The 22,236-nt window shown below is 62.9% G+C and carries 21 protein-coding genes; 12 read left to right on the top strand and 9 right to left on the bottom strand.

Annotation, left to right across the window (positions count from 1 at the left end):
• Nucleotides 1-73: 73 nt before the first annotated feature.
• The 6 genes from RFN30_RS19255 to RFN30_RS19230 all read left to right on the top strand — a co-directional run bounded on the left by RFN30_RS19255 (nt 74) and on the right by RFN30_RS19230 (nt 4,739).
• A complete protein-coding gene (locus RFN30_RS19255) occupies nt 74-988 on the top strand; it encodes a carbohydrate ABC transporter permease (RefSeq protein WP_320263733.1) in 915 nt (304 codons plus the stop codon).
• 1 nt (nt 989) lies between these two features.
• Entirely contained in the window at nt 990-1,814 is an 825-nt protein-coding gene (locus tag RFN30_RS19250) for a carbohydrate ABC transporter permease (protein ID WP_320263661.1), read from the top strand.
• Between the two features lie 79 nt (nt 1,815-1,893).
• Nucleotides 1,894-2,460 carry a DUF4142 domain-containing protein gene (locus RFN30_RS19245; protein ID WP_320263660.1) on the top strand — a complete coding sequence of 189 codons (567 nt, stop codon included), beginning with the start codon at nt 1,894-1,896 and terminating at the stop codon, nt 2,458-2,460.
• Nucleotides 2,461-2,704: 244 nt separating this feature from the next.
• Complete coding sequence (locus tag RFN30_RS19240) at nt 2,705-3,169, top strand: cupin domain-containing protein (protein WP_320263659.1); 465 nt, start codon at nt 2,705-2,707, stop codon at nt 3,167-3,169.
• 201 nt (nt 3,170-3,370) lie between these two features.
• Nucleotides 3,371-3,874, top strand: coding sequence for a hypothetical protein (locus tag RFN30_RS19235; RefSeq protein ID WP_320263658.1), 504 nt, complete (start codon nt 3,371-3,373; stop codon nt 3,872-3,874).
• Nucleotides 3,875-4,154: 280 nt separating this feature from the next.
• Complete coding sequence (locus RFN30_RS19230; protein ID WP_320263732.1) at nt 4,155-4,739, top strand: AIPR family protein; 585 nt, start codon at nt 4,155-4,157, stop codon at nt 4,737-4,739.
• Nucleotides 4,740-5,275: 536 nt separating this feature from the next.
• Here the strand turns inward: RFN30_RS19230 and carB are convergent.
• The 4 genes from carB to RFN30_RS19210 all read right to left on the bottom strand — a co-directional run bounded on the left by carB (nt 5,276) and on the right by RFN30_RS19210 (nt 11,309).
• A complete protein-coding gene (carB, locus tag RFN30_RS19225; RefSeq protein WP_320263657.1) occupies nt 5,276-8,779 on the bottom strand; it encodes a carbamoyl-phosphate synthase large subunit in 3,504 nt (1,167 codons plus the stop codon).
• A gap of 214 nt (nt 8,780-8,993) precedes the next feature.
• On the bottom strand, nt 8,994-9,809 hold the full coding sequence (locus RFN30_RS19220; RefSeq protein WP_320263656.1) for an SH3 domain-containing protein: 816 nt from the start codon (nt 9,807-9,809) through the stop codon (nt 8,994-8,996).
• A 385-nt stretch (nt 9,810-10,194) separates the two neighbouring features.
• Nucleotides 10,195-10,953, bottom strand: coding sequence for a metallophosphoesterase family protein (locus RFN30_RS19215; protein ID WP_320263655.1), 759 nt, complete (start codon nt 10,951-10,953; stop codon nt 10,195-10,197).
• Nucleotides 10,953-11,309: an ArsR/SmtB family transcription factor gene (locus RFN30_RS19210; RefSeq protein WP_320263654.1), complete on the bottom strand. Its 357-nt coding sequence runs from the start codon at nt 11,307-11,309 to the stop codon at nt 10,953-10,955. The genes RFN30_RS19215 and RFN30_RS19210 overlap by 1 nt, the downstream gene beginning before the upstream one ends.
• A gap of 208 nt (nt 11,310-11,517) precedes the next feature.
• On the opposite strand from RFN30_RS19210, the gene RFN30_RS19205 reads away from it, so the two are divergent.
• Complete coding sequence (locus tag RFN30_RS19205; RefSeq protein WP_320263653.1) at nt 11,518-12,696, top strand: MFS transporter; 1,179 nt, start codon at nt 11,518-11,520, stop codon at nt 12,694-12,696.
• A gap of 33 nt (nt 12,697-12,729) precedes the next feature.
• Here the strand turns inward: RFN30_RS19205 and RFN30_RS19200 are convergent, their stop codons facing one another.
• Nucleotides 12,730-13,194 carry a MarR family winged helix-turn-helix transcriptional regulator gene (locus tag RFN30_RS19200; RefSeq protein ID WP_320263652.1) on the bottom strand — a complete coding sequence of 155 codons (465 nt, stop codon included), beginning with the start codon at nt 13,192-13,194 and terminating at the stop codon, nt 12,730-12,732.
• A gap of 193 nt (nt 13,195-13,387) precedes the next feature.
• On the opposite strand from RFN30_RS19200, the gene RFN30_RS19195 reads away from it, so the two are divergent.
• Nucleotides 13,388-14,182 carry an SDR family NAD(P)-dependent oxidoreductase gene (locus RFN30_RS19195; RefSeq protein ID WP_320263651.1) on the top strand — a complete coding sequence of 265 codons (795 nt, stop codon included), beginning with the start codon at nt 13,388-13,390 and terminating at the stop codon, nt 14,180-14,182.
• A 12-nt stretch (nt 14,183-14,194) separates the two neighbouring features.
• On the opposite strand, the gene RFN30_RS19190 is transcribed toward RFN30_RS19195, so the two are convergent.
• Nucleotides 14,195-14,794 (bottom strand): LysE family translocator, encoded by a 600-nt coding sequence (locus RFN30_RS19190; RefSeq protein WP_320263650.1) that lies wholly within the window; start codon nt 14,792-14,794, stop codon nt 14,195-14,197.
• Nucleotides 14,795-14,863: 69 nt separating this feature from the next.
• Here RFN30_RS19190 and RFN30_RS19185 point away from each other — a divergent pair, with 69 nt between their 5' ends.
• Nucleotides 14,864-15,760 carry a LysR family transcriptional regulator gene (locus RFN30_RS19185; protein ID WP_320263649.1) on the top strand — a complete coding sequence of 299 codons (897 nt, stop codon included), beginning with the start codon at nt 14,864-14,866 and terminating at the stop codon, nt 15,758-15,760.
• Between the two features lie 230 nt (nt 15,761-15,990).
• On the opposite strand, the gene RFN30_RS19180 is transcribed toward RFN30_RS19185, so the two are convergent.
• From RFN30_RS19180 to RFN30_RS19170, 3 genes are all read right to left on the bottom strand, one after another.
• Nucleotides 15,991-16,641, bottom strand: coding sequence for a dihydrofolate reductase family protein (locus tag RFN30_RS19180; protein ID WP_320263648.1), 651 nt, complete (start codon nt 16,639-16,641; stop codon nt 15,991-15,993).
• A 189-nt stretch (nt 16,642-16,830) separates the two neighbouring features.
• Nucleotides 16,831-17,670, bottom strand: a complete 840-nt coding sequence (locus RFN30_RS19175; RefSeq protein ID WP_320263647.1) for a protein-L-isoaspartate O-methyltransferase family protein — start codon at nt 17,668-17,670, stop codon at nt 16,831-16,833.
• 45 nt (nt 17,671-17,715) lie between these two features.
• Entirely contained in the window at nt 17,716-19,077 is a 1,362-nt protein-coding gene (locus tag RFN30_RS19170) for an Nramp family divalent metal transporter (RefSeq protein WP_320263646.1), read from the bottom strand.
• A 215-nt stretch (nt 19,078-19,292) separates the two neighbouring features.
• Between RFN30_RS19170 and mntR the strand changes: the two genes are divergently transcribed.
• The 3 genes from mntR (at nt 19,293) to RFN30_RS19155 (ending at nt 22,236) form a co-directional block, all read left to right on the top strand.
• Nucleotides 19,293-19,748: a manganese-binding transcriptional regulator MntR gene (mntR, locus tag RFN30_RS19165; protein WP_320263645.1), complete on the top strand. Its 456-nt coding sequence runs from the start codon at nt 19,293-19,295 to the stop codon at nt 19,746-19,748.
• Nucleotides 19,749-19,908: 160 nt separating this feature from the next.
• Complete coding sequence (gene ypfJ, locus RFN30_RS19160) at nt 19,909-20,811, top strand: KPN_02809 family neutral zinc metallopeptidase (protein ID WP_320263644.1); 903 nt, start codon at nt 19,909-19,911, stop codon at nt 20,809-20,811.
• A gap of 156 nt (nt 20,812-20,967) precedes the next feature.
• Nucleotides 20,968-22,236 carry a TCR/Tet family MFS transporter gene (locus RFN30_RS19155; RefSeq protein ID WP_320263643.1) on the top strand — a complete coding sequence of 423 codons (1,269 nt, stop codon included), beginning with the start codon at nt 20,968-20,970 and terminating at the stop codon, nt 22,234-22,236.

Below are 22,236 nucleotides of genomic sequence, written 5' to 3'. Positions count from 1 at the left end.
TGGCTCGGGCATCCGCGGCGGCAAGGCAGAACGCGCGCAGGCAACAGCCGCGCGGCGCCCGCGCTCGCGGCTGATGGCGCAGCGTGTGCGCTCGGCCTGGCTGTTCCTCACGCCGATGCTTCTGGTGCTCGCCGCTGTCGCCGGCTGGCCGCTCATCCGCACCGTCTATTTCAGCTTCACCGACGCCTCGCTGTCCGACCTCGACGCCCGCCAATGGGTGGGTTTCGCCAACTATTTCTCGATGCTCAGCATGCCGAGCGGCCGCACGCTCTATGACGGGCTGCTCGCCGACCCGGTGTGGTGGCGCGCCGTGTGGAACACGGTGCGCTTCACGGCGGTCTCGGTCGTCTGCGAGACCATCCTCGGCATGATCGTCGCGCTCGTGCTCAACGCCGATTTTCCGGGCCGAGGCATTGTCAGGGCGGCGATCCTCATTCCCTGGGCGATCCCGACGATCGTCTCGGCCAAGATGTGGCAGTGGATGCTCAACGACCAGTTCGGCATCATCAATGTCGTGCTCATCAACCTCGGCCTGATCCACGGCAAGATCGCCTGGACGGCGAGCGCCGACACGGCGATGGTCGCGGTGCTGATCGTCGACATCTGGAAGACGACGCCGTTCATGGCGCTGTTGATCCTTGCGGCCCTGCAGATGCTGCCGCGCGAGATCCTCGAGGTCGCTAGGCTCGACGGCGCCAACCCGTGGCAGATCTTCTGGCGGGTGACCTTGCCGCTGATCCGCCCGGCGGTGATGGTGGCGGTGATCTTCCGCGCGCTCGACGCGCTGCGCATCTTCGACCTGATCTATGTGCTGACGCCCAACAATGTGCAGACCAAGTCGATGTCGGTGTTCGCGCGCGAGAACCTGTTCGAGTTCGACAAGTTCGCCTACGGCTCGGCCGCCTCGACGCTGCTGTTCCTGATCCTCGCCCTGCTCACCATTTCCTATATCCGCATCGCGCGGATAAGCCTGGATGGAGGCCGCTGAGATGAGGATGCTGAAGCGGGCGGCCTTCTATCTGCTGGTGGCGGTGATCATCTTCATCGCGGTCTTCCCCTTCTATTACGCCATCGCCACCAGCCTGAAATCGGGGACCGAGCTTTTCGAGGCTAGCCTCTGGCCGCAGGCGATCAGCTTCGCCAACTACCGGAACGTGCTCACCGAAGGCACCTTCCTGCGCAACCTCATGAACTCGCTGATCGTCTCGGGCGCCGTCGTGCTGATCTCGCTGCTGCTCGGCGTCACCGCCGCCTATTCGCTGGCGCGCATCCGTTTCCGCGGCCGCTCGGCGCTGATGCTCGGCATCCTGTCGGTCTCGATGTTCCCGCAGGTGGCGGTGCTGGCCGGCCTGTTCGAGATGATCCGTTGGGCCGGCCTCTACAATTCGCTCATCGCGCTGATCTTCTCCTACATGATCTTCACGCTGCCGTTCACCGTCTGGGTGCTCACCACCTTCGTGCGCGACCTGCCGGTCGAGATCGAGGAAGCGGCGATCCTCGATGGCGCGACGCCCTGGATCATCATCACCCGCGTCTTCCTGCCGCTGATGTGGCCGGCGCTGGCGACGACGGGGATGCTCGCCTTCATCGGCGCGTGGAACGAGTTCCTGTTTGCGCTGACTTTCACCTCCAACAATGCGCAGCGCACCGTGCCGGTGGCGATCGCGCTGCTTTCCGGCAGCTCACAGTTCGAGATCCCGTGGGGCAACATCATGGCCGCATCGGTGGTCGTCACCGTGCCGCTGGTGGTGGTGGTGCTGGTCTTCCAGCGCAAGATCGTTTCCGGCCTCACCGCCGGCGGCGTGAAAGGCTAGGCGCGGACACCGACGCAACCGCTGTGACCCGCACCGCGTTGGAATTGGCAGAGGGGCTGTTCCGGATCGGAGACTTCAGATGAGAATGCTTCTGCCCCTGGCCGCCGTCGCGCTCCTTGCCGGCGCGCCGGCCGCCATTGCCCAGTCGAACGATACCAGCCCGGATGCGGTCGGCCCGATGGTGACCGCGGACAAGGTCGACACCCAGACCTTCGTTGCCACAGTGCCCAACGCCAACGAATTCGAGATCCAGTCGAGCAAGCTGGCTGAGGAGAAATCGGCGTCGGCCGATGTGAAGGCTTTCGCCAAGCAGATGCTCGCCGACCACACCAAGGTTGCCGAGGATTTCAAGGCGGCGCTCAGCCAGGGCCAGACGACGGCTTCGATCAAGCCCGCCGGGCCTGCGCTGCAGCCCAGGGAGCAGCAGATGCTGGGCGACCTGAAGGAGGCGAGCGGCAAGGACTTCGACCAGAAATACATCAAGATGCAGACCGACGCGCACAAGGACGCCGTCGCCCTGTTCAGCACCTACGCCAATTCGGGCGACGACCCGGCGATCAAGGAATTCGCCAAGAAGGAGCTGCCGGTGCTGAAGATGCATGAGAAGCACGCGAAGGATCTGGCGGTGGCGCATCAGGGGAGTTGAACAAGGCGAGCGAACCATCCAAAGTCGCGCTCTACGGCGCCCCCTCTGTCCTGCCGGACATCTCCCCCACTTGGGGGGAGATCAGATGTCGCCTCGGCTTTCGCCAATCGCCAACGTTGCAGGAAGCGCGCCACGGGCGAAGCTGCCAATCTCCCCCCTTGTGGGGGAGATGTCCGGCAGGACAGAGGGGGGGCGCCGTAGAGCGCCATGGTGGGCGTTACCCGCTCGAACCGAAGGAGCAGCCATGCCCAAGATCGACCTGTCATCAGTCCCCGTTCGCAAAGGCTCCGGCTATCCGCCACCCTTCGACCAGCCCTGCGCCGGGCGCACGCGGCAGCGCCTCGGCGATGCTGGCGGCCTGCAGGATTTCGGCGTCAACCTGATGACGCTGCCGCCGGGCGGCTGGTCGAGCCAGCGCCACTGGCACAGCCATGAGGACGAGCTCGTCTATGTGCTGGAGGGCGAGCTGACGCTAGTCGAGGACGGCGGCGAAACGCTGCTCAAGGCGGGCGACTGCGCGACCTTTCCCAAGGACAGCGGCAACGGCCACCACATGATCAACCGGTCATCGACTACAGCGCGCTACCTGGAAGTCGGCTCGCGCAACCCGGACGATCTCATCACCTGCTCCGACATCGACATGATGAGCCCGAGTTCGGATGGAAGGTTTTTGCATAAGGATGGGATGCCGTATCCGGGGCAGGGGTGAGGGGGGCAACGTGCAATCTCCTATGAGCTAGCCTAACTTGGGAACAGCTAAGGCTCCAGCAGCTAGTCAACGATGGCAATTTAGAGCTCTGCCGAATAACTGGGGAATAGCTCCCTGCTTGGCGCAAATTTTGGCCGAGACGGACTTGTGTTCTTTCAAGACAATTCTATTGTCCCGTTGGGTTTGCGAAGGGAGGGGAACTTGGCAGTTAGCTCTACAGATTGGGAAGAGGTCCTTGCGACGCTGAAGGCAGATTTAAACCTGCCTGATGACGCTATCGGCCTTCTTGCTCTACAGCTTAAATTTAGACTTGAGGATATGCAGTCTGTAGCTGCAGAGTCTATAACTGGTGGCGGAGACGACAAGAAATGCGACATACTTTACGTCGACAAAGAGCTGCAGATTGGGCTAATTGCTCAATGTTATTATTCAAAATCAAAGAAAACTTCTGCTCCAGCCAATAAAGCGTCCGATTTAAATACAGCTGTTAGCTGGATACTTACTAGAGATTTGAATCATCTTCCTGATTCTCTCAAGGGTCGTGCTGATGAATTTCGAAGTGCAATAACGTCCGGTGAAATAAAGCAGATATATATTTGGTATGTTCATAACCTTCCGTCTTCAAAAAACGTGGCTAACGAGTTAAAGACCGTAGAGAATACTGCTAAACTAGCCCTAAAGCCTTACCAAACGGCAGCGAGATAAATATTTTCGCTGAAGAGATTGGCACGGAGCAGATAAGTCGTCTGTACGCCCAGGCGGAGCGCACCGTCATCGTCACAGATCGGTTAGAAACGCGCGTCCCAGATGCAATGGAAATAAAATCCAAAGAGTGGGGCTCTGTCGTAACAACGGTTAGCGCGAAGTGGCTAAGTCAACTCTATAGTGAATACGGGACGGATCTTTTTTCCGCGAATTTGCGCGGCTATCTAGGGTCTCGAGCCAGTGATTCGAATATAAACAATGGTATTAAGAAACAACTGCCATCAATGAGCCGGAGAATTTTTGGGTTTTCAATAACGGAATAACCGCGTTGGTGGTGGATTATACTCTTGGGCCACGATCCAGCAAGGGTCGTAAATTAAAATTAAAGGGGATATCGATTGTTAATGGCGCCCAGACGACGGGCTCTCTTAGTAGTTTGGGTGTGCCTCCTTCAGATGCTGTGCAAGTTCCAATTAGATTTGTGAAATCTAACAAAGAAAGTATTGTGTCAAAGGTAGTTAGATTTAATAACTCCCAGAATAAGTTACAGGCTGCGGATTTCCGAAGCACCGACCAGATTCAGGAGAGACTGCGTAGTGAGTTTAGCAAGATTCCAAATGCCGAGTATGAAGGTGGAAGAAGAGGTGGCGCGAGCGACGCCATAAAGAGGAGTAAATACACTCTTCCATCCTATACCGTAGGGCAATCGCTGGCAGCCTTTCATGGTGACCCGGTGACTGCCTATGATAAAAAATCGGAAATTTGGACTAGCGAGAATATATATAGAAGATTCTTTACCGACAGGACGACTGCCAGACATGTTGTGTTTTGTTTTTCTCTCTTGGAAGAAATTAATGCCCCGTAGGTTACTGCTTACTCAAAAGCAGAGGAAGGACGAGTCAAGCCTAACTCAGAGTGAAAAAGCATATCTTAATTTCCTGAGCAAAAAAAGGTGCTGCATATCTTCTGGTATATGTGATAGCCATGTGTATGGAGGCTATTCTCGGCAAACCCATCTCTAACAAGTCGAGCCTTCAACTTAGAAGTAATATTTCTCCAGAAAAGGCGTCAAAAATTTGGACACCTATAGTTGACTTGATGCTGTCCCTGTCTAATCAGCTTGACTCTGCCTTCTCCCGGAATCGAATTTCAAACGAAACGGTGCAGAAAGCCGTTCCAAATTTTGTCGGTGTTATCGAGTCCCTCAAGCAAATCCATCAACCGACGTTTTTGGAATTTTCTAAGCAGGTCGAAATCGCAAGCTAAGCTAAATCAAATAGAATATGTCGGCTGCATAACGGACTTGTACGAGGGGCTCCAGGTGAGTGGGCACCCGGAGAAACCGGGGTGGCCGCTGGCCTTGGTCATTCATTGGCTAAGGGACGCTTGTCCAACCTCACCTTAACCAAAATACTCCTGCAGCGGCGTGACCTCCAGACTGCCCGCCCTCAACGCCGCAATTGCCTCCGCCACCGCCGCAGCACCCGACAGCGTCGTGTAATACGGCACCTTCTGCATCAGAGTCGCGCGGCGCAGCGACTTCGAGTCCGACACCGCCTTCTGGCCGTCCGTGGTGTTGAAGACGATCTGGACCTGGCGGTTGCGAATGGCGTCCTCGATGTGGGGGCGGCCTTCGAGCACCTTGTTGATCTTTTCCGCCACCACGCCGTTCTCGGCGAGGAAGCGCGCGGTGCCGGAGGTGGCGAGCACCTTGAAGCCCTGGCCGGCGAGACGCTTCACGGCGGGCAGGATGCCCTTCTTGTCCTCGTCGCGCACCGAGACGAACAGCGTGCCGGAGCGGGGGAGATCGACACCCGCGCCGAGCTGGCTCTTGGCGAACGCCAGCGCGAAGTCGCGGTCGAGGCCCATGACCTCGCCGGTCGAGCGCATTTCCGGTCCGAGCAGGATGTCGACGCCGGGGAAGCGGGCGAAGGGGAAGACCGCTTCCTTGACCGCGATGTGGCCGGGATTGCGCGGGTCGGGCATCGCGCCATAGTGCGCGAAGGCATTTTCCAGCGTCTCGCCGGCCATGATGCGGGCGGCGATCTTGGCGATCGGACGCCCGATGGTCTTGGCGACGAAGGGCACGGTGCGCGAGGCGCGCGGGTTGACTTCAAGGACGAAAACTACGCCGTCCTTGATGGCGTACTGCACGTTCATCAGGCCGCCGACATTGAGCGCGCGGGCAAGTGCCGCGGTCTGGCGCTCCAGCTCGTCGACGAGGTTGGATGGCAGCGAATGTACCGGCAGCGAGCAGGCCGAGTCGCCCGAATGGATGCCGGCCTCCTCGATATGCTCCAGGATGCCGGAGACGAAAGTCTCCTTGCCGTCACAGAGGCAGTCGACGTCGACCTCGGTGGCGCCGGTCAGATAGGTGTCGAACAGCAACGGGTTCTTGCCGAGCAGCGTGTTGATCTGGCCGGTCTTGTCGGCGGGGTATTTCTGCTTGATGTCCTCCGGCACCAGGCCAGGCACGGTGTCGAGCAGATAGGTCTGCAGCATGCCTTCGTTGTAGATGATCTGCATGGCGCGGCCGCCAAGCACGTAGGACGGGCGCACCACCAGCGGGAAGCCGAGCTCGGCGGCGACGAGGCGAGCCTGCTCGACCGAATAGGCGATGCCGTTCTTCGGCTGGGTGAGGCCGAGCTTGTGCAGAAGCTTCTGGAAGCGGTCGCGGTCCTCCGCAAGGTCGATCATGTCGGGCGAGGTGCCGAGGATCGGGATGCCGGCCTTCTCCAGCGCGTCGGCCAGTTTCAGCGGCGTCTGGCCGCCGAACTGGACGATGACGCCGACCAGCTCGCCGGAAGCCTGCTCGGCGCGCAGGATTTCCAGCACGTCTTCCGGCGTCAGCGGATCGAAATAGAGGCGGTCTGAGGTGTCATAGTCGGTCGAGACGGTCTCCGGGTTGCAGTTGACCATGATCGCCTCGAAGCCGGCGTCGCGCAGCGCGAATGCCGCGTGGCAGCAGCAATAGTCGAACTCGATGCCCTGGCCGATGCGGTTGGGGCCGCCGCCGAGGATGACCACCTTCTTGCGCGACGACACCAGTGCCTCGTTGGCGAGCTCGCCGGCAAACGGCGTCTCATAGGTCGAGTACATATAGGCGGTCGGCGAGGCGAACTCGGCGGCGCAGGTGTCGATGCGCTTATAGACCGGATGAACGTCGAGCTTTTCGCGGGCCTTCTGGACGACTTCCGCGTCGGTCTTCGTCAGTGACGCGAGGCGGGCGTCGGAGAAACCCATCGCCTTCAGCATGCGCAGATTGGCGGCGTCCTGCGGTAGGCCGTGCTCGCGGATGCGCTCCTCCATGGCGATGATGCCGGCGATCTGCTCGAGGAACCACGGGTCGATCTTGCACATGGCATGCACGTCCTCGAGCGAGGTGCCCATGCGGATCGCCTGCGCCACCATGCGCAGCCGGTCGGGCGTCGGCGTGCCGAGGGCGGCGCGGATGGCGTTGCGGTCGTCGACGTGATTGGCGGCGGTAGGGCCGTGGCCGATACCGGGAATCTCGATCTCGTCGAGGCCGGTGAGGCCGGTTTCCAGCCCGCGCAGCGCCTTCTGCAGCGATTCCTGGAAGGTGCGGCCGATGGCCATCACCTCGCCCACCGACTTCATGGCGGTGGTCAGCATCGGCTCGGCGCCGGGGAATTTTTCGAAGGCAAAGCGCGGGATCTTCGTCACCACATAGTCGATCGTCGGCTCGAACGAAGCCGGCGTCGCGCCGCCGGTGATGTCGTTCTCCAGCTCGTCCAGCGTGTAGCCGACGGCGAGTTTCGCCGCGACCTTGGCGATCGGGAAGCCGGTCGCCTTCGAGGCCAAGGCGGACGAGCGCGAGACACGCGGGTTCATCTCGATCACCACCAGGCGGCCATCGGCCGGGTTGACGGCGAACTGCACGTTGGAGCCACCGGTCTCGACGCCGATCTCGCGCAGCACCGCGATCGAGGCGTTGCGCATCATCTGGTATTCTTTGTCGGTCAAGGTCAGTGCCGGCGCGACAGTGATGGAATCGCCCGTGTGCACGCCCATCGGATCGAGGTTTTCGATCGAGCAGATGATGATGCAGTTGTCCGCCCTGTCGCGGACGACCTCCATCTCATACTCCTTCCAGCCGAGCACGCTCTCCTCGATCAGCACCTCGGTGGTGGGCGAGGCGTCGAGGCCAGACTGGACGATCTCGAAGAATTCGGCGCGGTTGTAGGCGATGCCGCCGCCGGTGCCGCCCATGGTGAAGGAGGGGCGGATGATGGCCGGCAGGCCGACATGGTCGAGCGCCTCCGCGGCGATCGCCATCGCGTGGCTGATGTAGCGCTGCTTGCGGTCGCCCTCGCCGAGGTTCCAGCGTGTCTCCAGCGCATCAAGTGCCGCATTGAGGTTTTCGGGGTGCTCGGCCTTCAGCGTAGCGCGCTCGGCCTCATGGATCTTGCGGTCGGCGTCCTTGACCTCGGTGGCGTTGGCCAGCATCGAGCGCGGCGTCTCCAGGCCGATCTTGCTCATCGCCTGGCGGAACAGCGCGCGGTCCTCGGCCTTGTCGATGGCATGCGCATCGGCGCCGATCATCTCGACATTGTAGCGGTCGAGCACGCCCATGCGGCGCAGCGAAAGTGCTGTGTTCAGCGCCGTCTGGCCGCCCATGGTGGGCAAGAGCGCGCCCGGGCGCTCCTTGGCGATGATCTTGGCCACCACTTCGGGCGTGATCGGCTCGATATAGGTGGCGTCGGCCAGCTCCGGGTCGGTCATGATCGTGGCCGGATTGGAGTTGACCAGGATGACGCGGAAGCCTTCCTCCTTCAGCGCCTTGCAGGCCTGGGTGCCGGAATAGTCGAACTCGCATGCCTGGCCGATAACGATGGGGCCGGCCCCGATGATCAGGATCGACTTGATGTCGGTGCGTCTTGGCATGGTCTATGAGTTCCGTTCAGCGAGCGGCTTGCACGAAAAACCGGGCGGGGGGAGGACCCGGCCGGTTGTGCTTGCGATTCTGGTATCAGGCTAGGAGGGCCTTATAGGGAAGAGTTTTGGCGGATGTAACCCTGAAAATGAGGGAATAGGGAGTAGGCAGTAGGGAATAGGGAATAGGCCGCAGCGGGCAGAACCCTCGCCTAGCGCCTACTGCCTAATTCCCCAGCGCCAACTGATCCGTGATCTCGAAACGCTCGGAAGCGCCGATGCGGATCATGTTCAACGTGCCTTCGCGGGTGAAGCGGAACTCGTCGGAGGAGTCCGAGCCGGCCGGCTTGCCGTCGCGGAAGGTGATGACGCGCGTGCCGCCGTCCGGCCAGGTGACCGTCACGGCGCTGTCGCCAGCCTCATGCGCGACGCTGACCTCGCAACGGGTCATCGGCTGGCCGACATGGCGCGCGCAGGGGATGCCGCCGGCGGCATCGGGGGCAGGGGTGTCGGAACCGGGAAGCGCCCCCGCCGATGCCGCGAAGGCGAGGCCGTAGGCATCCTGCATGGCGGTCACGCTGATATCGGCCGCGGATGGCGGGTCGGCCGGCTCGGCGCCGCCCAGGCGCGCCGCGATGTCCGGCGGTTCTTCGGAGGGCGCGTCGGCTTCCTGAGACAGGCTGGCGTCAGTCGCCGGCGCGGCGGCATCTTCAGGCGCCGGCGCCGGATTGTTGGGGCTGAGATAGCGGGCGGGCACCCATCCGATGATGTGCGCGTCCTGCGTATCCTCGACCTTGCACCAGGGATAGTTGTCGACGACCTTGCAGCCGTAGTTCTTCACGGCCGCGCCGTTCGGCAGGCGCGCGGCGACCTTTCCGCCCGGCGAAGCGGTGGTGCGGATGTTGAGGAGATCGTCGGGTGCCAGGCCGCCGACGATCGAAATGATCACGCCTGGCGCATCCTGAGCCGGGGCCGGCGCGGCGGCCAGCAGCAAAGGAGCGGCGATCAGCAATATCGATCGGAGCGTGACTTTGCGCTTCATCCCTCGGCCATGGGCAATGCACTGCAATTTTCAGGCGCCACCGGAATCGACGCGCCCACCTCAAGCCACGGCGTTTGTAGGGGAGGTTGCCGTCGCATGTCATCTCCAAAATGGACGCTTCGGCTTGGCTATGCTTACCTTGGCAGGGCACATGCCTTGGCGATTGGCCGAAATGCCCATCCCGTCGTCATCCTCGGGCGCAGCGGGAAGCGAAGCGTACCGCGTAGACCCGAGGATCCATGCCGTGACTTCAGAGCGCTGCTGCGATGCAGAATTCTGCTCCGCTTGCCCCCTTCGATCAAGGTAACGGCATGGATCCCAGGGTCTCCGCGACGGAGCTTCGCTCCTGCTTCGCCCCGGGATGACGAGGTTGAGAGGCTTTCTTTTAACCCTTTATAAAACCGGTCCGCAGCGCGTGCGCCCATTCCGGCCTTTCCGCTTGTTCGGCCTGCTTTGCGGCGGCTTCATGGTCGTAGTCCACGGCGATCGCCTCGAAGCGGTCGGGGCGGTAAGCCGCGTCCAACTCGACGATGCCATAGCGCGCATGCGGGGTGCCCTGCTCGGAGACATGCGCCGGCGGCGTATCGTCGGAATAGGCTGGGCAGCCGACGCTGCCGGGGTTGAAGATGACCGGTCCGCCCGGAATGCGGATCAACTCGCTGCGATGGCTGTGGCCGCACAACGCGATGCGGCAGGCCGGGCCGAGCGACTTCAGCCGCCGCTCGATCGCAGTCAGCGGTGCGCGCACCAGCCGGCCGTCGACGATCGCATCCACAAGGTATTTTTCGTCATGGTCGGGGCGGGCGTGGAAGGCCACGATGCCCGGCGCGATCTCAAGCGTGAGCGGCAAGACAAACAGCGCTTCCCGCTGCGCGGCGGTCAGCCGCTCCTGCGCATAGCGGTCGGATGGCCACATTTTCTCGTCGGCCGGATCCTGCGCCACGCGGCGGTCGTGGTTGCCGCGCACCGTCGGCAGGCTGAGCGCTTCAAGCCGCTCAAATGTCTCGCGCGGCCACAGAGGCCCGGAGACGCAATCGCCGAGATTGACGACGAGGTCGGCGCCGCCGCGCCGCTCGAGGTCGCCGAGCACGGCGTCCAAGGCCAGCACGTTGCCATGGATGTCGGCGAGAACGGCAATGCGCATCAGGAGTCGATTTCGGCGTCGACGGTGCCGACCACGGGCAGCGCCTTGTCCTCGCTGGCGGCCGCGATCACGCTGTCGAGCAGGCCGGGGAAGCGCCTGTCGAGGTCGTCGCGGCGCAGCGTGATCAGACGGCTGGTGCCGACCGCCTCGGCGCGGGTGACGCCGGCCTCGCGCAACTTGGCGAGGTGATAGCTGAGGTTGGTCTTGGAGGCGAGATCGAGGAACTTGCTGCAGTTCATCGGCACGCCTTCCTTGCTGGCCAGATAGCGCACGATGGCCAGCCTGGTCGGGTCGCCGAGCACGGCAAGCACGATCGGCAGGCTGATCTGGTCGGCGGTTGGATGGGGCAGGGTCATGGGCCAGAATTAAGCGCAAACGGGGTCGACTTCAACGCGTCTCCTTGTCGTGCCGGTTTACGCAGCTTCTTCGTTTCGTTCTTCGCCGTTGGCCTCGTCCTGACACAGGGCTGTCAGCAGGGTTCAGTTATTTTTCCGTCGCCGCGTTGACATCATGCCTCCTTATGTCCAATTGTTCAATAACTTTTGAACTAAGGACACGTGACCCATGGACAAGCGGATCTTCTGGCTTGCGCTCGGATCGTTTGCGATCTCGACCGAAGGCTTCGTCATCTCCAGCCTTCTTCCCGATATCGCCGCGGATGCCGGCATCTCCGTTCCACTGGCAGGCTCGCTGATCACCGCTTTCGCGCTCGCCTATGCGATCGGCGCGCCGGTGCTCGCGACGCTGACCGGCGAGTGGGACCGGCGGCGCGTCATCCTATGGACGCTGGTGTTCTTCGTCATCGGCAATCTGGTGGCGGCGGTGAGCTCGTCCTTCGAACTGCTGCTGATCGCGCGCATCGTCATGGCGTTATCGTCCGGCCTGTTCGCGGCGACCGCGCAAGGGACGGCCGTGGCGCTGGTCGATGACCACCATCGCGCCCGCGCCATCGCCGTCGTCGTCGGCGGCACCACGGTGGCCGTGGCGGTCGGCGCGCCGCTCGGCGCGCTGGTTGCGGCGATTGCCGGCTGGCGCGGCACCTTCTTCGCCATCGCCGGGCTCGGCGCGCTTGCCGGCGCGATCCTGTGGTGGCGGCTGCCGCGCGGCATTATCGGCACCAGGCTGCCGCTGAAACGCCGGCTGGCGGCGGCGGTCCGTCCCGGCGTGCTGCCGATCCTGTTCACAACTGTGCTGGCGCTGGTCGGCGCCTTCACCGTCTTTGCCTTCATCGCGCCTTTGGCGATCGAGGGCGGCGGCCTCAGCCCGTTTGCATTGCCCGGCATGCTGCTCGCCTTCGGCGTCGGCGCGGTCATCGGCAACATCGCCGGCGGCCAGGCCGCCGATCGTTTCGGCGCGTCGCGCACCGTCTGCTGGTCGCTGGCGCTCAGCGCGGCGATGCTCGTCACCTTCTCGCTGATCCCGACTTTCCTGCCGCATTCGATCGCCGGGCCGGCGCTGATGGGCATGATGGTGCCGTGGGGCATCGTCGGCTGGGCCTTCCCGCCGGCACAGGCGAGCCGCATCATCAAAATAGCGCCCGATGCCGCCCCGATCGTGCTCTCGCTCAATGCCTCGGCGCTCTATTTCGGCGTCGCGCTCGGCGCCGTGGTCGGCGGCGCGGTGCTGCGCTTCGGGGCGCCGGCCGATCTCGGCCTGATCGCGGCCGTATTCCCGATCGTTGGACTGGGCGTGGTGCTTGCCGGCCGCGCGTTTGCGCGCCCGGTCGCCATGCCGGCTGAATAAAACAAGCTACAGAATTGATCGACGGCCGCTTCTTCAACTCGAAGGAGCGGCCGGCGGCATTTCCAAATCCAGATCAGCCACCGCGTCCAGTGCTGCGCGCAGCTTTGCGGCCTGCTCTGTGCCAACCATGTCCTCGAATTGCCGCTGGGCGGCGCTCCACAGCTTGATCGCCTCGTCGAGTTTGGCCTGGCCCTGCGGTGTCAGCCGCATGCGCTTGATGCGGCGATCGTCCTTGTCGGCGAAAGTCTCGACATAGCCGTCGCGGATCAGCGGCTTCAGCGTGTGGCCGAGCGCCGACAGATCCATGATCAGCGCCTCGGCAATAACGCCCATCGTTGGCTCGCTGCCGATATGGATCTGGAAGAGCAGGCCAAACTGCGTGCCCTTCAGGCCGGACAGCGCCAGCGCGTCGTCGTAGAAGCGGCCGAGCCTGCGCGCGGCGCGCCGCAAGGTGGCGTTGTTGCAACGGCTGAATCCGGGCTGCTGAGCTTCGGTCATATCCACTCCTTGCCGGCGAAAACGCGCGCCGGCCTGCCGCAGAAATAGTTTTCGCTACTGCTGTTGACAAGATAGTGGCATATACCTACTTCCGCAAAAGTGGCATATGCCACTAATTGGATTGAACATAGGCGCGGTGGCTGACGTGTCGCCGACGCCGAGCGAGAGCGAACTGGACGAAAGGAACAGAAAAATGAGCAAGACAGACAACAAGGGCACGGCAGTGATCACCGGCGCTTCCTCGGGCATCGGCGCGGTCTATGCCGACCGGCTGGCCGGGCAGGGCTACGATCTGGTGCTGGTGGCGCGGCGCGCCGACCGGCTGCAGGAAGTGGCGGACCGGTTGGCTTACGTCTATGGCCGCAAGGTCAGGACGATCGTCGCCGATCTTTCCGTGGATGCTGATCTGCGCCGTGTCGAGCAGGCGGTGTCGGGGGACGACAGCGTGACGCTGCTGATCAACAATGCCGGCATGGCCGGCCAGCCAGTGGTGGCTGAAGCCGATGCCGACGCGGCCGAGCGCATGATCAAGGTCAATGTCGTGGCGCTGACCCGGCTGACGCGCGCTGTGCTGCCGGGCCTGCTTGCGCGCAACAGCGGCGCCATCGTCAACATCGCCTCGGTGGTCGCCTACGGCATTGCCGTCGGCGGCATCTACAGCGGCACCAAGGCCTATGTCGCCAACTTCACGGAAGCGCTGCAGAAGGAAGTCGCGGGCACCAATGTGAAAGTCCAGTCAGTGGTGCCCGGACCGATCCGCACCGAGTTGTGGGACGTCTCCGGAATCAGCCTCGACAGGATCAATCCGGACTGGATCATGAGTGCCGACGATCTGGTCGACGCAGCGCTTGCCGGCTTTGCCCAGGGCGAGACCGTCACCGCGCCGGGCCTCGCCGATCCGGCCGGGTTGGACACCTATCTCGGCGCGCGGGACCAGTTCTACGGCAGCTTGTTCGCCGGCAAGCCGGCGGCGCGCTACGCCGTATAGTCTCCGCCTCTCTCAGGCTGGCCGCAACATCTGCAGGATCGAGGCGGCCAGCAGCAAGCCGAGCACGATATTGAGCGCGCGCCACTGCCGCTCGGTCCGGAGCAAGCGTGCCAGCAGCGTGCCGGCCACGCACCAGAGCGACAGCGAGAAAGCCGCTGCAAGGCCGAACACGGCGCCCAACAGAAGCGCGAGCTGCAAGGGACCGTCGGCAAGCGCCGCGAAGGAAGCGGCAGCACCCAGCCCCATCGCCCAACCCTTCGGGTTCATCCACTGGATGCCGGCGCCGCCGAAGAAACTGTTCGGCTTGGCCATGGTCACGTCGAGACTGGGCGGGCCGCTGCGGCCGATCTTGACCGCCAGCCAAATCAGATAGAGCGAGCCGGCGATCTTCATGGCGAGCTGCAGGGAAGGGACCGCAGTCAGCAGTCCGGCGAGGCCGGCCGCGCCTGCCGCGGCCACCGAAGCGAGGCCGGCGGCGCTGCCGGCCATTAGCGGCACCGAACGGCGAAAGCCGAATTGCGCACCGGACGCCGTCGACAGTGTCGTGGCGATGCCCGGCGTCGAGGTCGCGATCAGCGCGAACAGGACCAGTGGGATGATGGTTTCGGACATTTGGCTTTCCCGATCGGAAGAGCCGGCATGCTAGGCGTTTCGTCCCATCAGTAAATGCAATGTTTTGATATGATCGGCATTAGCATCTATAATGGATCGATGATCCGCGATCTCGATACCACGCTCGTCCGCGCCTTCGTCACAGCAGCCGAAAAGGCGAGCATGACGGGCGCTGCAAATGCCCTCAATCTGACGCAAGGCGCCGTCAGCCAGCAGATCAAGCGGTTGGAGGAGGTGCTTGGCCAGAGCCTGTTCGAGCGCGACCGGCGCGGCTTGAAGCTGACGCGTTCCGGCGAAAGGCTGCTCGACAAGGGCAGGCGTCTCCTGCAGCTCAATGACGAGATCCTGGCGGAGATAAGCGGCAAGGCGGTCGCTGGCCAGGTGCGGATCGGCGTGCCCTACGACCTTGTCGGCACGTTGCTTCAGCCGGTACTCAAGACTTACGCCGAAGCCCACCCGCAGGTGGAGATCTCGCTGGTTTGCGCTTCCTCGCCGGAGCTTGCGGCCGGGCTGGTCGCGGGGAACATCGATCTTGCCGTCATCGAGGAGCGGGCCGGTCCGACCGCCGGCGAATGCCTGCTCGTCGACCGCCTGGTCTGGGTCGGAGCGAGAGGCGGCTCGGCGCGCTTGAAGAGGCCGCTGCCGGTGTCGATGGTCGCCGACACCTGCGCCTTCCGCCCGGCGGTTCTTACAGCACTTGGCGAGCATGGGCTGGATTGGCGCACCGTGTTCGAGAACCGCAATATCGACGCGACGACGGCGACGGTGCGCTCGGACCTTGCGGTGACCACGTGGCTTGCCTCGACGGTTCCGACCGACCTCGACATCCTGTCCGATGCCGGCCTGCCGGCGCTGCCGAATTTTTCGGTCAACCTGCATTTGCCGAAGCATGCCGTCGCGCCGGCGGCGCAGGCGTTTGCGGCTCATATCCGAGAGGGGCTGGCACGCTTCCGCCAGGCGGCGTGAGGCAGGCGTCTCGCTGGAGCACCCCTCATCCGTCTCGGCGCTGCGCGCCGATCCACCTTCTCCCACAAGGGGAGAAGGGAAGATCGTGCCGACGTTGCAGCCAATCGTCGACGCAGGACATTTGCTGAGCCGTATGCGCCAAGCTCTCCCTTCTCCCCTTGTGGGAGAAGGTGGCCGAGCGAAGCTCGGTCGGATGAGGGGTGCTCCAGCTTGGTGAATGCCTCGGGACGTTACTTCCAGTTCTTGCGTCGTTCGAGCTCGGCTTCCGAAGGCTGCTCTGTCGCAAAAGATCCGGTCTTGATCTCGCCGCCACGCTCATAGGTCGCCATGATGACGCCCGTGCTGGTGGTTTGCGACTTGATGAGCTTGAAGGCGGCGGGCATCGCGTCATGGCCGAACAGCCGCTTGCCCTTGCCCAGCAACAGCGGGAAGATCATCAGCCGGATCTCGTCGATCAGCCCGTTGGCGAGCAGGGTCTGGATCAGATTGCCCGATCCCTGGATGAGCAGGTCAGGTCCGTCTTCCTGTTTGAGCTGCCTGAGCCTTGCAACGATATCCGGCCCGAGCGACTGGGTGTTTTGCCACGTCAGGCTTTCCGGCCGATGCGTCGCCACATATTTGGTCGCAGGGTTGAAGGCATCTGCGATCGGATCTTTCTGATACGGCCAGTACGCGGCGAAGATGTCGTAGGTTCTGCGGCCGAGCAGCAGGGCGAAGGGTTTGGAGAACAATTCATCCATGGCCGCGCCGGCTATCTCGTCAAAGTAATGGAACGTCCAGCCGCCGAACTTGAAGCCGCCGACCGGATCCTCTTCCGGGCCGCCAGGCGCCTGCATGACGCCGTCGAGGCTGACGAAGGTGGCGGCGATGATCTTGCGCATCTGTCTTCTCCTTTTCGTGATCCGCGCCGTCGCGGCCGGATTTCAGCCTAGAGCAGTTCAGCCTTTCGAAGAAACGCTCTAAGTGTTTGTTTTTACGCAATTCCGGACGGAAAACCGTTGTACACTTTTCCTGGAATTGCTCTAAGGACGAACGACGGGCGTCCATGTCGACAACCGCCGACAAAGTTTTTAGCGTTTGCCGCCGCCAATGATACGCGACGAGAACCAGACATCGCCGAAGACGGCGGTGGCGGTGCGGTCGGGCACCTTGTCTTCACTCAGCCAGATCGAGCGCGTGCGCACGGCGCGCTCGCGGGTTGGCACTTTCGCTTCCGGCCCGCCGACCCAGGCGCCGACGCAGGGGATGAACCAGGAGCCCATGAAGGGCTGGCAGGCAAACCCGCCCGCCATGCGCGTGACAATCACTGCAAGGCCGATGCGCTCGGCGGGACGCCACGGGAAGATCATGCGGCCGCCGGGTTTGAGCGCCCTCAACCATGCCGCGGGAGGGGCCGCGACACCGGCATTGACATAGATGATGTCGGAAGGCCGCAGCAGGCTGGTGACCGCATTGCCCTGGATCACTTTCACATTGTCGTAAGCTGCAAGATTTTGGCTTGCTCGCTCCGCGAGATCGGCCTCGATCTCGAAGGCGGTGACGCTGCCGCCGGGCTCGATCAGCTTCGCCAGCAGCGCGGTGTAGTAGCCTGTACCGGCGCCGATATGAGTGACGGCTTCGCCGGGCTTCGGTTGGACCTTGCCGATCCACATGGCGTGCAGAAGCGGCTCGCCATTGTTGATGCCCTTGTCGGCATCGAGCACCACGAGCACGTTCTGGTAGATGTAGCTCGGATCGGCAGTCGGCGTTTTGAACCCGCCGTCGCCGGCAAAGACGGTCCACGGCCCGGGTCCGAGAAAGGCCTCGCGCGGCACCGAGGCGAACGCCTCCTCAATACGCGGATCGGCGGAGCGCGCATGCGCGGCCATCAGCTTGGCATAGAATTTTCGGGCGTCGTCCGATCCGGTCATGCTTGCAGAAGATAGCGCGTCCGGCCGGAATGTCGCTGCTCTATCTCAACCGGCAAAAGTGTCGAAGAGCAGCTTGAAGTTGAGCGCCAGAATGATGGCCGCGACCACCCAGGCGAGCGCTGCGACGCCGCGCGGGATGGCGAAATTGCCCATCTTCTTCTTGTCCGAGACGAACTGCACCAAGGGTACCACGGCGAAGGGCAACTGCATCGACAGGATCACCTGGCTGAAGACGAGGAGCTGCGCGGTGCTCTTTTCGCCGTAGAGCGCGGTGACGACCACGACGGGGACGATGGCGATACCGCGCGTCAGCAGGCGGCGCGCCCATTGCGGGATACGCAGGCGCAGGAAGCCTTCCATCACGATCTGGCCGGCGAGCGTCGCGGTGACCGTCGAGTTGAGGCCCGAGGCGAGCAGCGCGACCGCGAAGAGGATCGAAGCGATGCTCAAGCCCAAGAGCGGCGACAGCAATTCAAACGCCTGGCCGATCTCGGCGACATCCAGATGCCCGGTGCCGTGAAAAGCCACCGCCGCGACGATCAGGATGGAAGCGTTGACGAACAGCGCCAGGATCAGCGCGATGGTCGAGTCCGTCGTCGCCCACTTGATGGCGTCGCGCTTGCCCGCATCGGTGCGATCATAGGCGCGGGTCTGCACGATCGAGGAGTGCAGGTAGAGATTGTGCGGCATGACCGTGGCGCCGATGATGCCGATGGCGATGTAGAGCATCGTCGGGTTGGTGACGATCTCGGACGACGGCACGAACATCGAATGCAGGATCGTGCCGGCCGGCGGCGCAGCAACGAAGATCTGGATGGCAAAGCAGCCGAAGATGATGATCAGCAGCGCGATGACGAAAGCTTCGAGGTAACGGAAGCCCCTGTTCATGAGCAGCAGCACAAGGAAGGCGTCGAACGCGGTGAGCACGGCACCGCCGATCAGCGGAATACCGAACAAGAGCTGCAGCGCGATCGCCGTGCCGATCACCTCGGCAAGGTCGCAGGCGATGATCGCCAGCTCGCAGGCGATCCAGAGCAGGAAATTGACCGGGCGCGGATAATAGGCGCGGCAGGCCTGCGCAAGATCGCGGCCGGTAGCGATGCCGAGGCGGGCGGCCAGCGCCTGCAAAAGGATCGCCATCAGGTTCGACAGCATAATGACGAAAAGCAGCGTGTAGCCGAACTGGGCGCCGCCGGCGAGGTCGGTCGCCCAGTTGCCCGGGTCCATATAGCCGACGGACACCATATAGCCCGGCCCCATGAAGGCGAACAGGCGGCGGAACCAGACGCCGGTCCGCGGCACTGCGATCGTGGCATTGACCTCGCGCAGGCTGGGCTGCTCGCCTACATCGGTCCGGGCAAATTGCCACAAGGAATGGTATACGGCGGCTGCTTCGGCGTCGGACATGGAGGATTCCGCAAGGATGAGTAAATTGTGCTCCTTATCTACGCTACGGCTCAACATTATGCAATAGGCTATATTTCATTGTTTGTGCTTTTTGTCGGACGGCGCGGAGGGCCGTTGCATGTGAGCGGGAATGCAAATAAACGGCCGGACCACCGGGGTTCGTGTTATGAATGCGATCCCGATTCAGCCTTCGGCCAGCCAAGAAGGAGCGCGTGTTGGCGCTGAGGAACAGACCGTTTCGACGTGAAGAGCCGCTTCCCGATGCCGAAATCCATTCGGAAGGGTTCCGGCAGACGCGTGAAGCGCGCCGCGGCGCGCTCGTCGAGGACTATGTCGAGCTGATCGCCGACCTGATCGAAGACGGCAACGAGGCGCGTCAGGTCGACATCGCGGCCAGGCTCGGCGTCGCGCAACCTACCGTGGCGAAAATGCTGACCAGGCTCTGCGCCGACGGGCTGGTCTCCAGAAAGCCCTATCGCGGGGTGTTCCTGACCGAGGCCGGCCGCAAAGTGGCGGAGGAGAGCCGCATCCGTCACCAGACGGTCGAAGCGTTCCTGCGCTCGCTCGGCGTCAGCGCCGAGACGGCGCGCATCGATGCCGAGGGCATCGAACACCATGTCAGCGCCGAGACGCTGGAAGCTTTCCGCAAAGCAATGACCTCAGCCCGCTGAGCCTGGGCGTTTCGCACGCAAGGATCGGGTTGAGGAGCGCGAGGTCGCGGTGCCGGCCACGCGAAAAATGCTGTGACTTGGCGTATGCGTTGCGATAATTGTCTGGCGGGGGCGGTCACGGGCCGGACCTTCCAGAACATTCGCATTGCGAGGAGTTGCCATGCTTTGGAGAGGCCGTCGCCAGAGCGACAACATCGAAGATCAGCGTGGCGATAGCGGCGGCGGATTCGGCGGCGGTAGCCCAGGCCAGTTCCGCGTTCCGATCGGCGGGCGCGCCGGCGGCGGCGGCAGCATCATCTTCGTCATCCTGGTCGTTCTTGCCGGATGGTATTTCGGCTTCGATCCATCGCAGATTCTGGGCGACGGCGGTGGTGGCCAGATCACCGACAACAGTGGTTCGCAGGACAGCACCGGGGCGCCTGCTTCCGATGAGATGAAGCAGTTCGTGGCGACAGTGCTCGCCGAGACCGAGGACACCTGGACCGGTATCTTCAAGGCTAATGGTTTGACCTATGAGGACCCCAAGCTGGTGCTGTTCAGCGGCCAGATCCGCTCGGCCTGCGGCTTTGCCTCCTCGGCGGCGGGGCCGTTCTATTGTCCGGGCGACCACAAGGTCTATCTCGACATGACCTTCTTCCAGCAGCTGGACCAGCAGTTCGGCGCCTCGGGCGAATTCGCGCGGGCCTATGTGGTCGCGCATGAGGTTGGCCACCACGTGCAGAACCTCACCGGCATCATGTCCAAGTTCGACCAGATGCGGCAGAGCATGGGCGAGGCCGAGGCCAATCAGATGTCTGTGCGGGTCGAGCTCCAGGCCGACTGCTTCGCGGGAGTCTGGGCGCACTACACCGCGCAGAAGGGCATCTTGGAGCAGGGCGACATGGAAAGTGCGCTGAATGCCGCCAAGCAGATCGGCGACGACACGCTGCAGAAGAAGATGCAGGGCTATGTTGTCCCGGAAAGCTTCAACCACGGCACGTCAGCACAGCGGCAGACCTGGCTGGCGCGCGGCTACAAGAGCGGCAAGCTTTCGGACTGCGATACCTTCAACAACCCGGTCTGAGGCGGTGGCGTAGCGCTGCCGTCTTTCCGCATCGTTGCCAGCAACTGATGTCAGGATGAGGCAGTTGCGGCCGTTCGCTTATTGTTCCGGGCGGCAAGCTCGCCTATAAGGTGCATCCGTCCTTGCCCCCGGGCGGCCGAGGAGCTTGACACCATCATGATCGACCCCAAGACCGCCAAGCGGGGCCTTGCGCTCGTTTTCACCACGCTTTTGCTCGACGTCATCGGCTTCGGCATCATCATGCCGGTGCTGCCGGCCTATCTGCAGGAACTGACCGGCGTCGGCGTCAGCGAGGCGGCGATCGAGGGCGGCTGGCTGTTCTTCGTCTATGCGGCGATGCAGTTCTTCTTCGGGCCGGTCATCGGCGGCTTGAGCGACCGTTTCGGGCGGCGGCCGATCCTGCTCGCCTCTGTGCTCACCTTTTCCATCGACAACCTGATCTGCGCCATCGCCTGGTCCTACCCGATGCTGTTCATCGGCCGCGTGCTCGCCGGCATTTCCGGCGCCAGCTATTCGACGACATCGGCCTTCATCGCCGACATTTCGAACGACGAGAACAGGGCCAAGAATTTCGGCCTGCTCGGCATCGCTTTCGGCGTCGGCTTCGTCATCGGTCCGGTGCTCGGCGGCCTGCTCGGCACGTTCGGGCCGCGCGTGCCGTTCTACTTTGCCGCCGGGCTTGCCTTAGTGAACTTCCTGATCGCGATGTTGCTGCTGCCGGAGACGCTGGACGAAAAGCATCGCCGTCGCTTCGAGTGGAAGCGCGCCAATCCGGTCGGCACGCTCATCCAGATGCGCAACTATCCCGGCATCGGCTGGATCGGGCTCGTCTTCTTCCTGATGACGCTCGGCCACATGATGTATCCGGCGGTCTGGTCCTTCGTCTCGAACTACCGCTATGGCTGGAACGAGCAGCAGATCGGCTTCTCGCTCGGCGCCTTCGGCCTGTGCGGCGCCATCATCATGGCAACGGTGCTGCCGCGGGTCATCCCCAAGCTCGGCGAGTGGAAGACGGCGGCGATCGGCCTGACCTTCACTGCGCTCAGCGCCTTCGGCTATGCGTTCGCGACGCAGGGCTGGATGATCTACGCGGTGATCGTCGCCGGCTGCCTGGAAGCGCTCGCCGATCCGCCGCTGAGGAGCCTTGCCGCCGCCAAGGTGCCGCCTTCGGCGCAGGGCGAACTGCAGGGCGCGATGACCTCGATCTTCTCGATCACCTCGATCATCACGCCGCTGCTCTATACGGCGATCTTCTCCTGGTTCACCGGGCCGAGCGCGCCGGTTGCATTCGGCGGGGCGCCCTATGTGCTCGGCGCTGTTTTCCTCACTCTGGCGGTTGTCGTCTTCGTGACGAAAGTGGCCAAGCCGACGCCGAAGGAAGTCGAGCGCATGCATGCTGAGGGTGCGGTGACCGACGCGGCTTGA

The sequence above is a fragment of the Mesorhizobium dulcispinae genome (assembly GCF_033977345.1).
In the GTDB taxonomy this organism is placed as follows: Bacteria; Pseudomonadota; Alphaproteobacteria; order Rhizobiales; family Rhizobiaceae; genus Mesorhizobium; species Mesorhizobium dulcispinae.
The sequence above is the reverse complement of the archived record's forward strand: the minus strand, read 5'-3'. Positions and strand labels throughout refer to the sequence as shown.

Bases quoted from the DNA above. Each gene is read 5' to 3' on its own strand.
- RFN30_RS19180 (WP_320263648.1), bottom strand. From the start codon at position 16,641: ATGCGCAAGATCATCGCCGCCACCTTCGTCAGCCTCGACGGCGTCATG.
- RFN30_RS19175 (WP_320263647.1), bottom strand. From the start codon at position 17,670: ATGACCGGATCGGACGACGCCCGAAAATTCTATGCCAAGCTGATGGCC.
- RFN30_RS19190 (WP_320263650.1), bottom strand. From the start codon at position 14,794: ATGTCCGAAACCATCATCCCACTGGTCCTGTTCGCGCTGATCGCGACC.
- RFN30_RS19185 (WP_320263649.1), top strand. From the start codon at position 14,864: ATGATCGGCATTAGCATCTATAATGGATCGATGATCCGCGATCTCGAT.
- RFN30_RS19245 (WP_320263660.1), top strand. From the start codon at position 1,894: ATGAGAATGCTTCTGCCCCTGGCCGCCGTCGCGCTCCTTGCCGGCGCG.
- RFN30_RS19155 (WP_320263643.1), top strand. From the start codon at position 20,968: ATGATCGACCCCAAGACCGCCAAGCGGGGCCTTGCGCTCGTTTTCACC.
- carB (WP_320263657.1), bottom strand. From the start codon at position 8,779: ATGCCAAGACGCACCGACATCAAGTCGATCCTGATCATCGGGGCCGGC.
- RFN30_RS19210 (WP_320263654.1), bottom strand. From the start codon at position 11,309: ATGACCCTGCCCCATCCAACCGCCGACCAGATCAGCCTGCCGATCGTG.
- RFN30_RS19250 (WP_320263661.1), top strand. From the start codon at position 990: ATGAGGATGCTGAAGCGGGCGGCCTTCTATCTGCTGGTGGCGGTGATC.
- RFN30_RS19200 (WP_320263652.1), bottom strand. From the start codon at position 13,194: ATGACCGAAGCTCAGCAGCCCGGATTCAGCCGTTGCAACAACGCCACC.
- RFN30_RS19205 (WP_320263653.1), top strand. From the start codon at position 11,518: ATGGACAAGCGGATCTTCTGGCTTGCGCTCGGATCGTTTGCGATCTCG.
- RFN30_RS19170 (WP_320263646.1), bottom strand. From the start codon at position 19,077: ATGTCCGACGCCGAAGCAGCCGCCGTATACCATTCCTTGTGGCAATTT.
- RFN30_RS19195 (WP_320263651.1), top strand. From the start codon at position 13,388: ATGAGCAAGACAGACAACAAGGGCACGGCAGTGATCACCGGCGCTTCC.
- RFN30_RS19240 (WP_320263659.1), top strand. From the start codon at position 2,705: ATGCCCAAGATCGACCTGTCATCAGTCCCCGTTCGCAAAGGCTCCGGC.
- RFN30_RS19220 (WP_320263656.1), bottom strand. From the start codon at position 9,809: ATGAAGCGCAAAGTCACGCTCCGATCGATATTGCTGATCGCCGCTCCT.
- RFN30_RS19215 (WP_320263655.1), bottom strand. From the start codon at position 10,953: ATGCGCATTGCCGTTCTCGCCGACATCCATGGCAACGTGCTGGCCTTG.
- ypfJ (WP_320263644.1), top strand. From the start codon at position 19,909: ATGCTTTGGAGAGGCCGTCGCCAGAGCGACAACATCGAAGATCAGCGT.
- RFN30_RS19255 (WP_320263733.1), top strand. From the start codon at position 74: ATGGCGCAGCGTGTGCGCTCGGCCTGGCTGTTCCTCACGCCGATGCTT.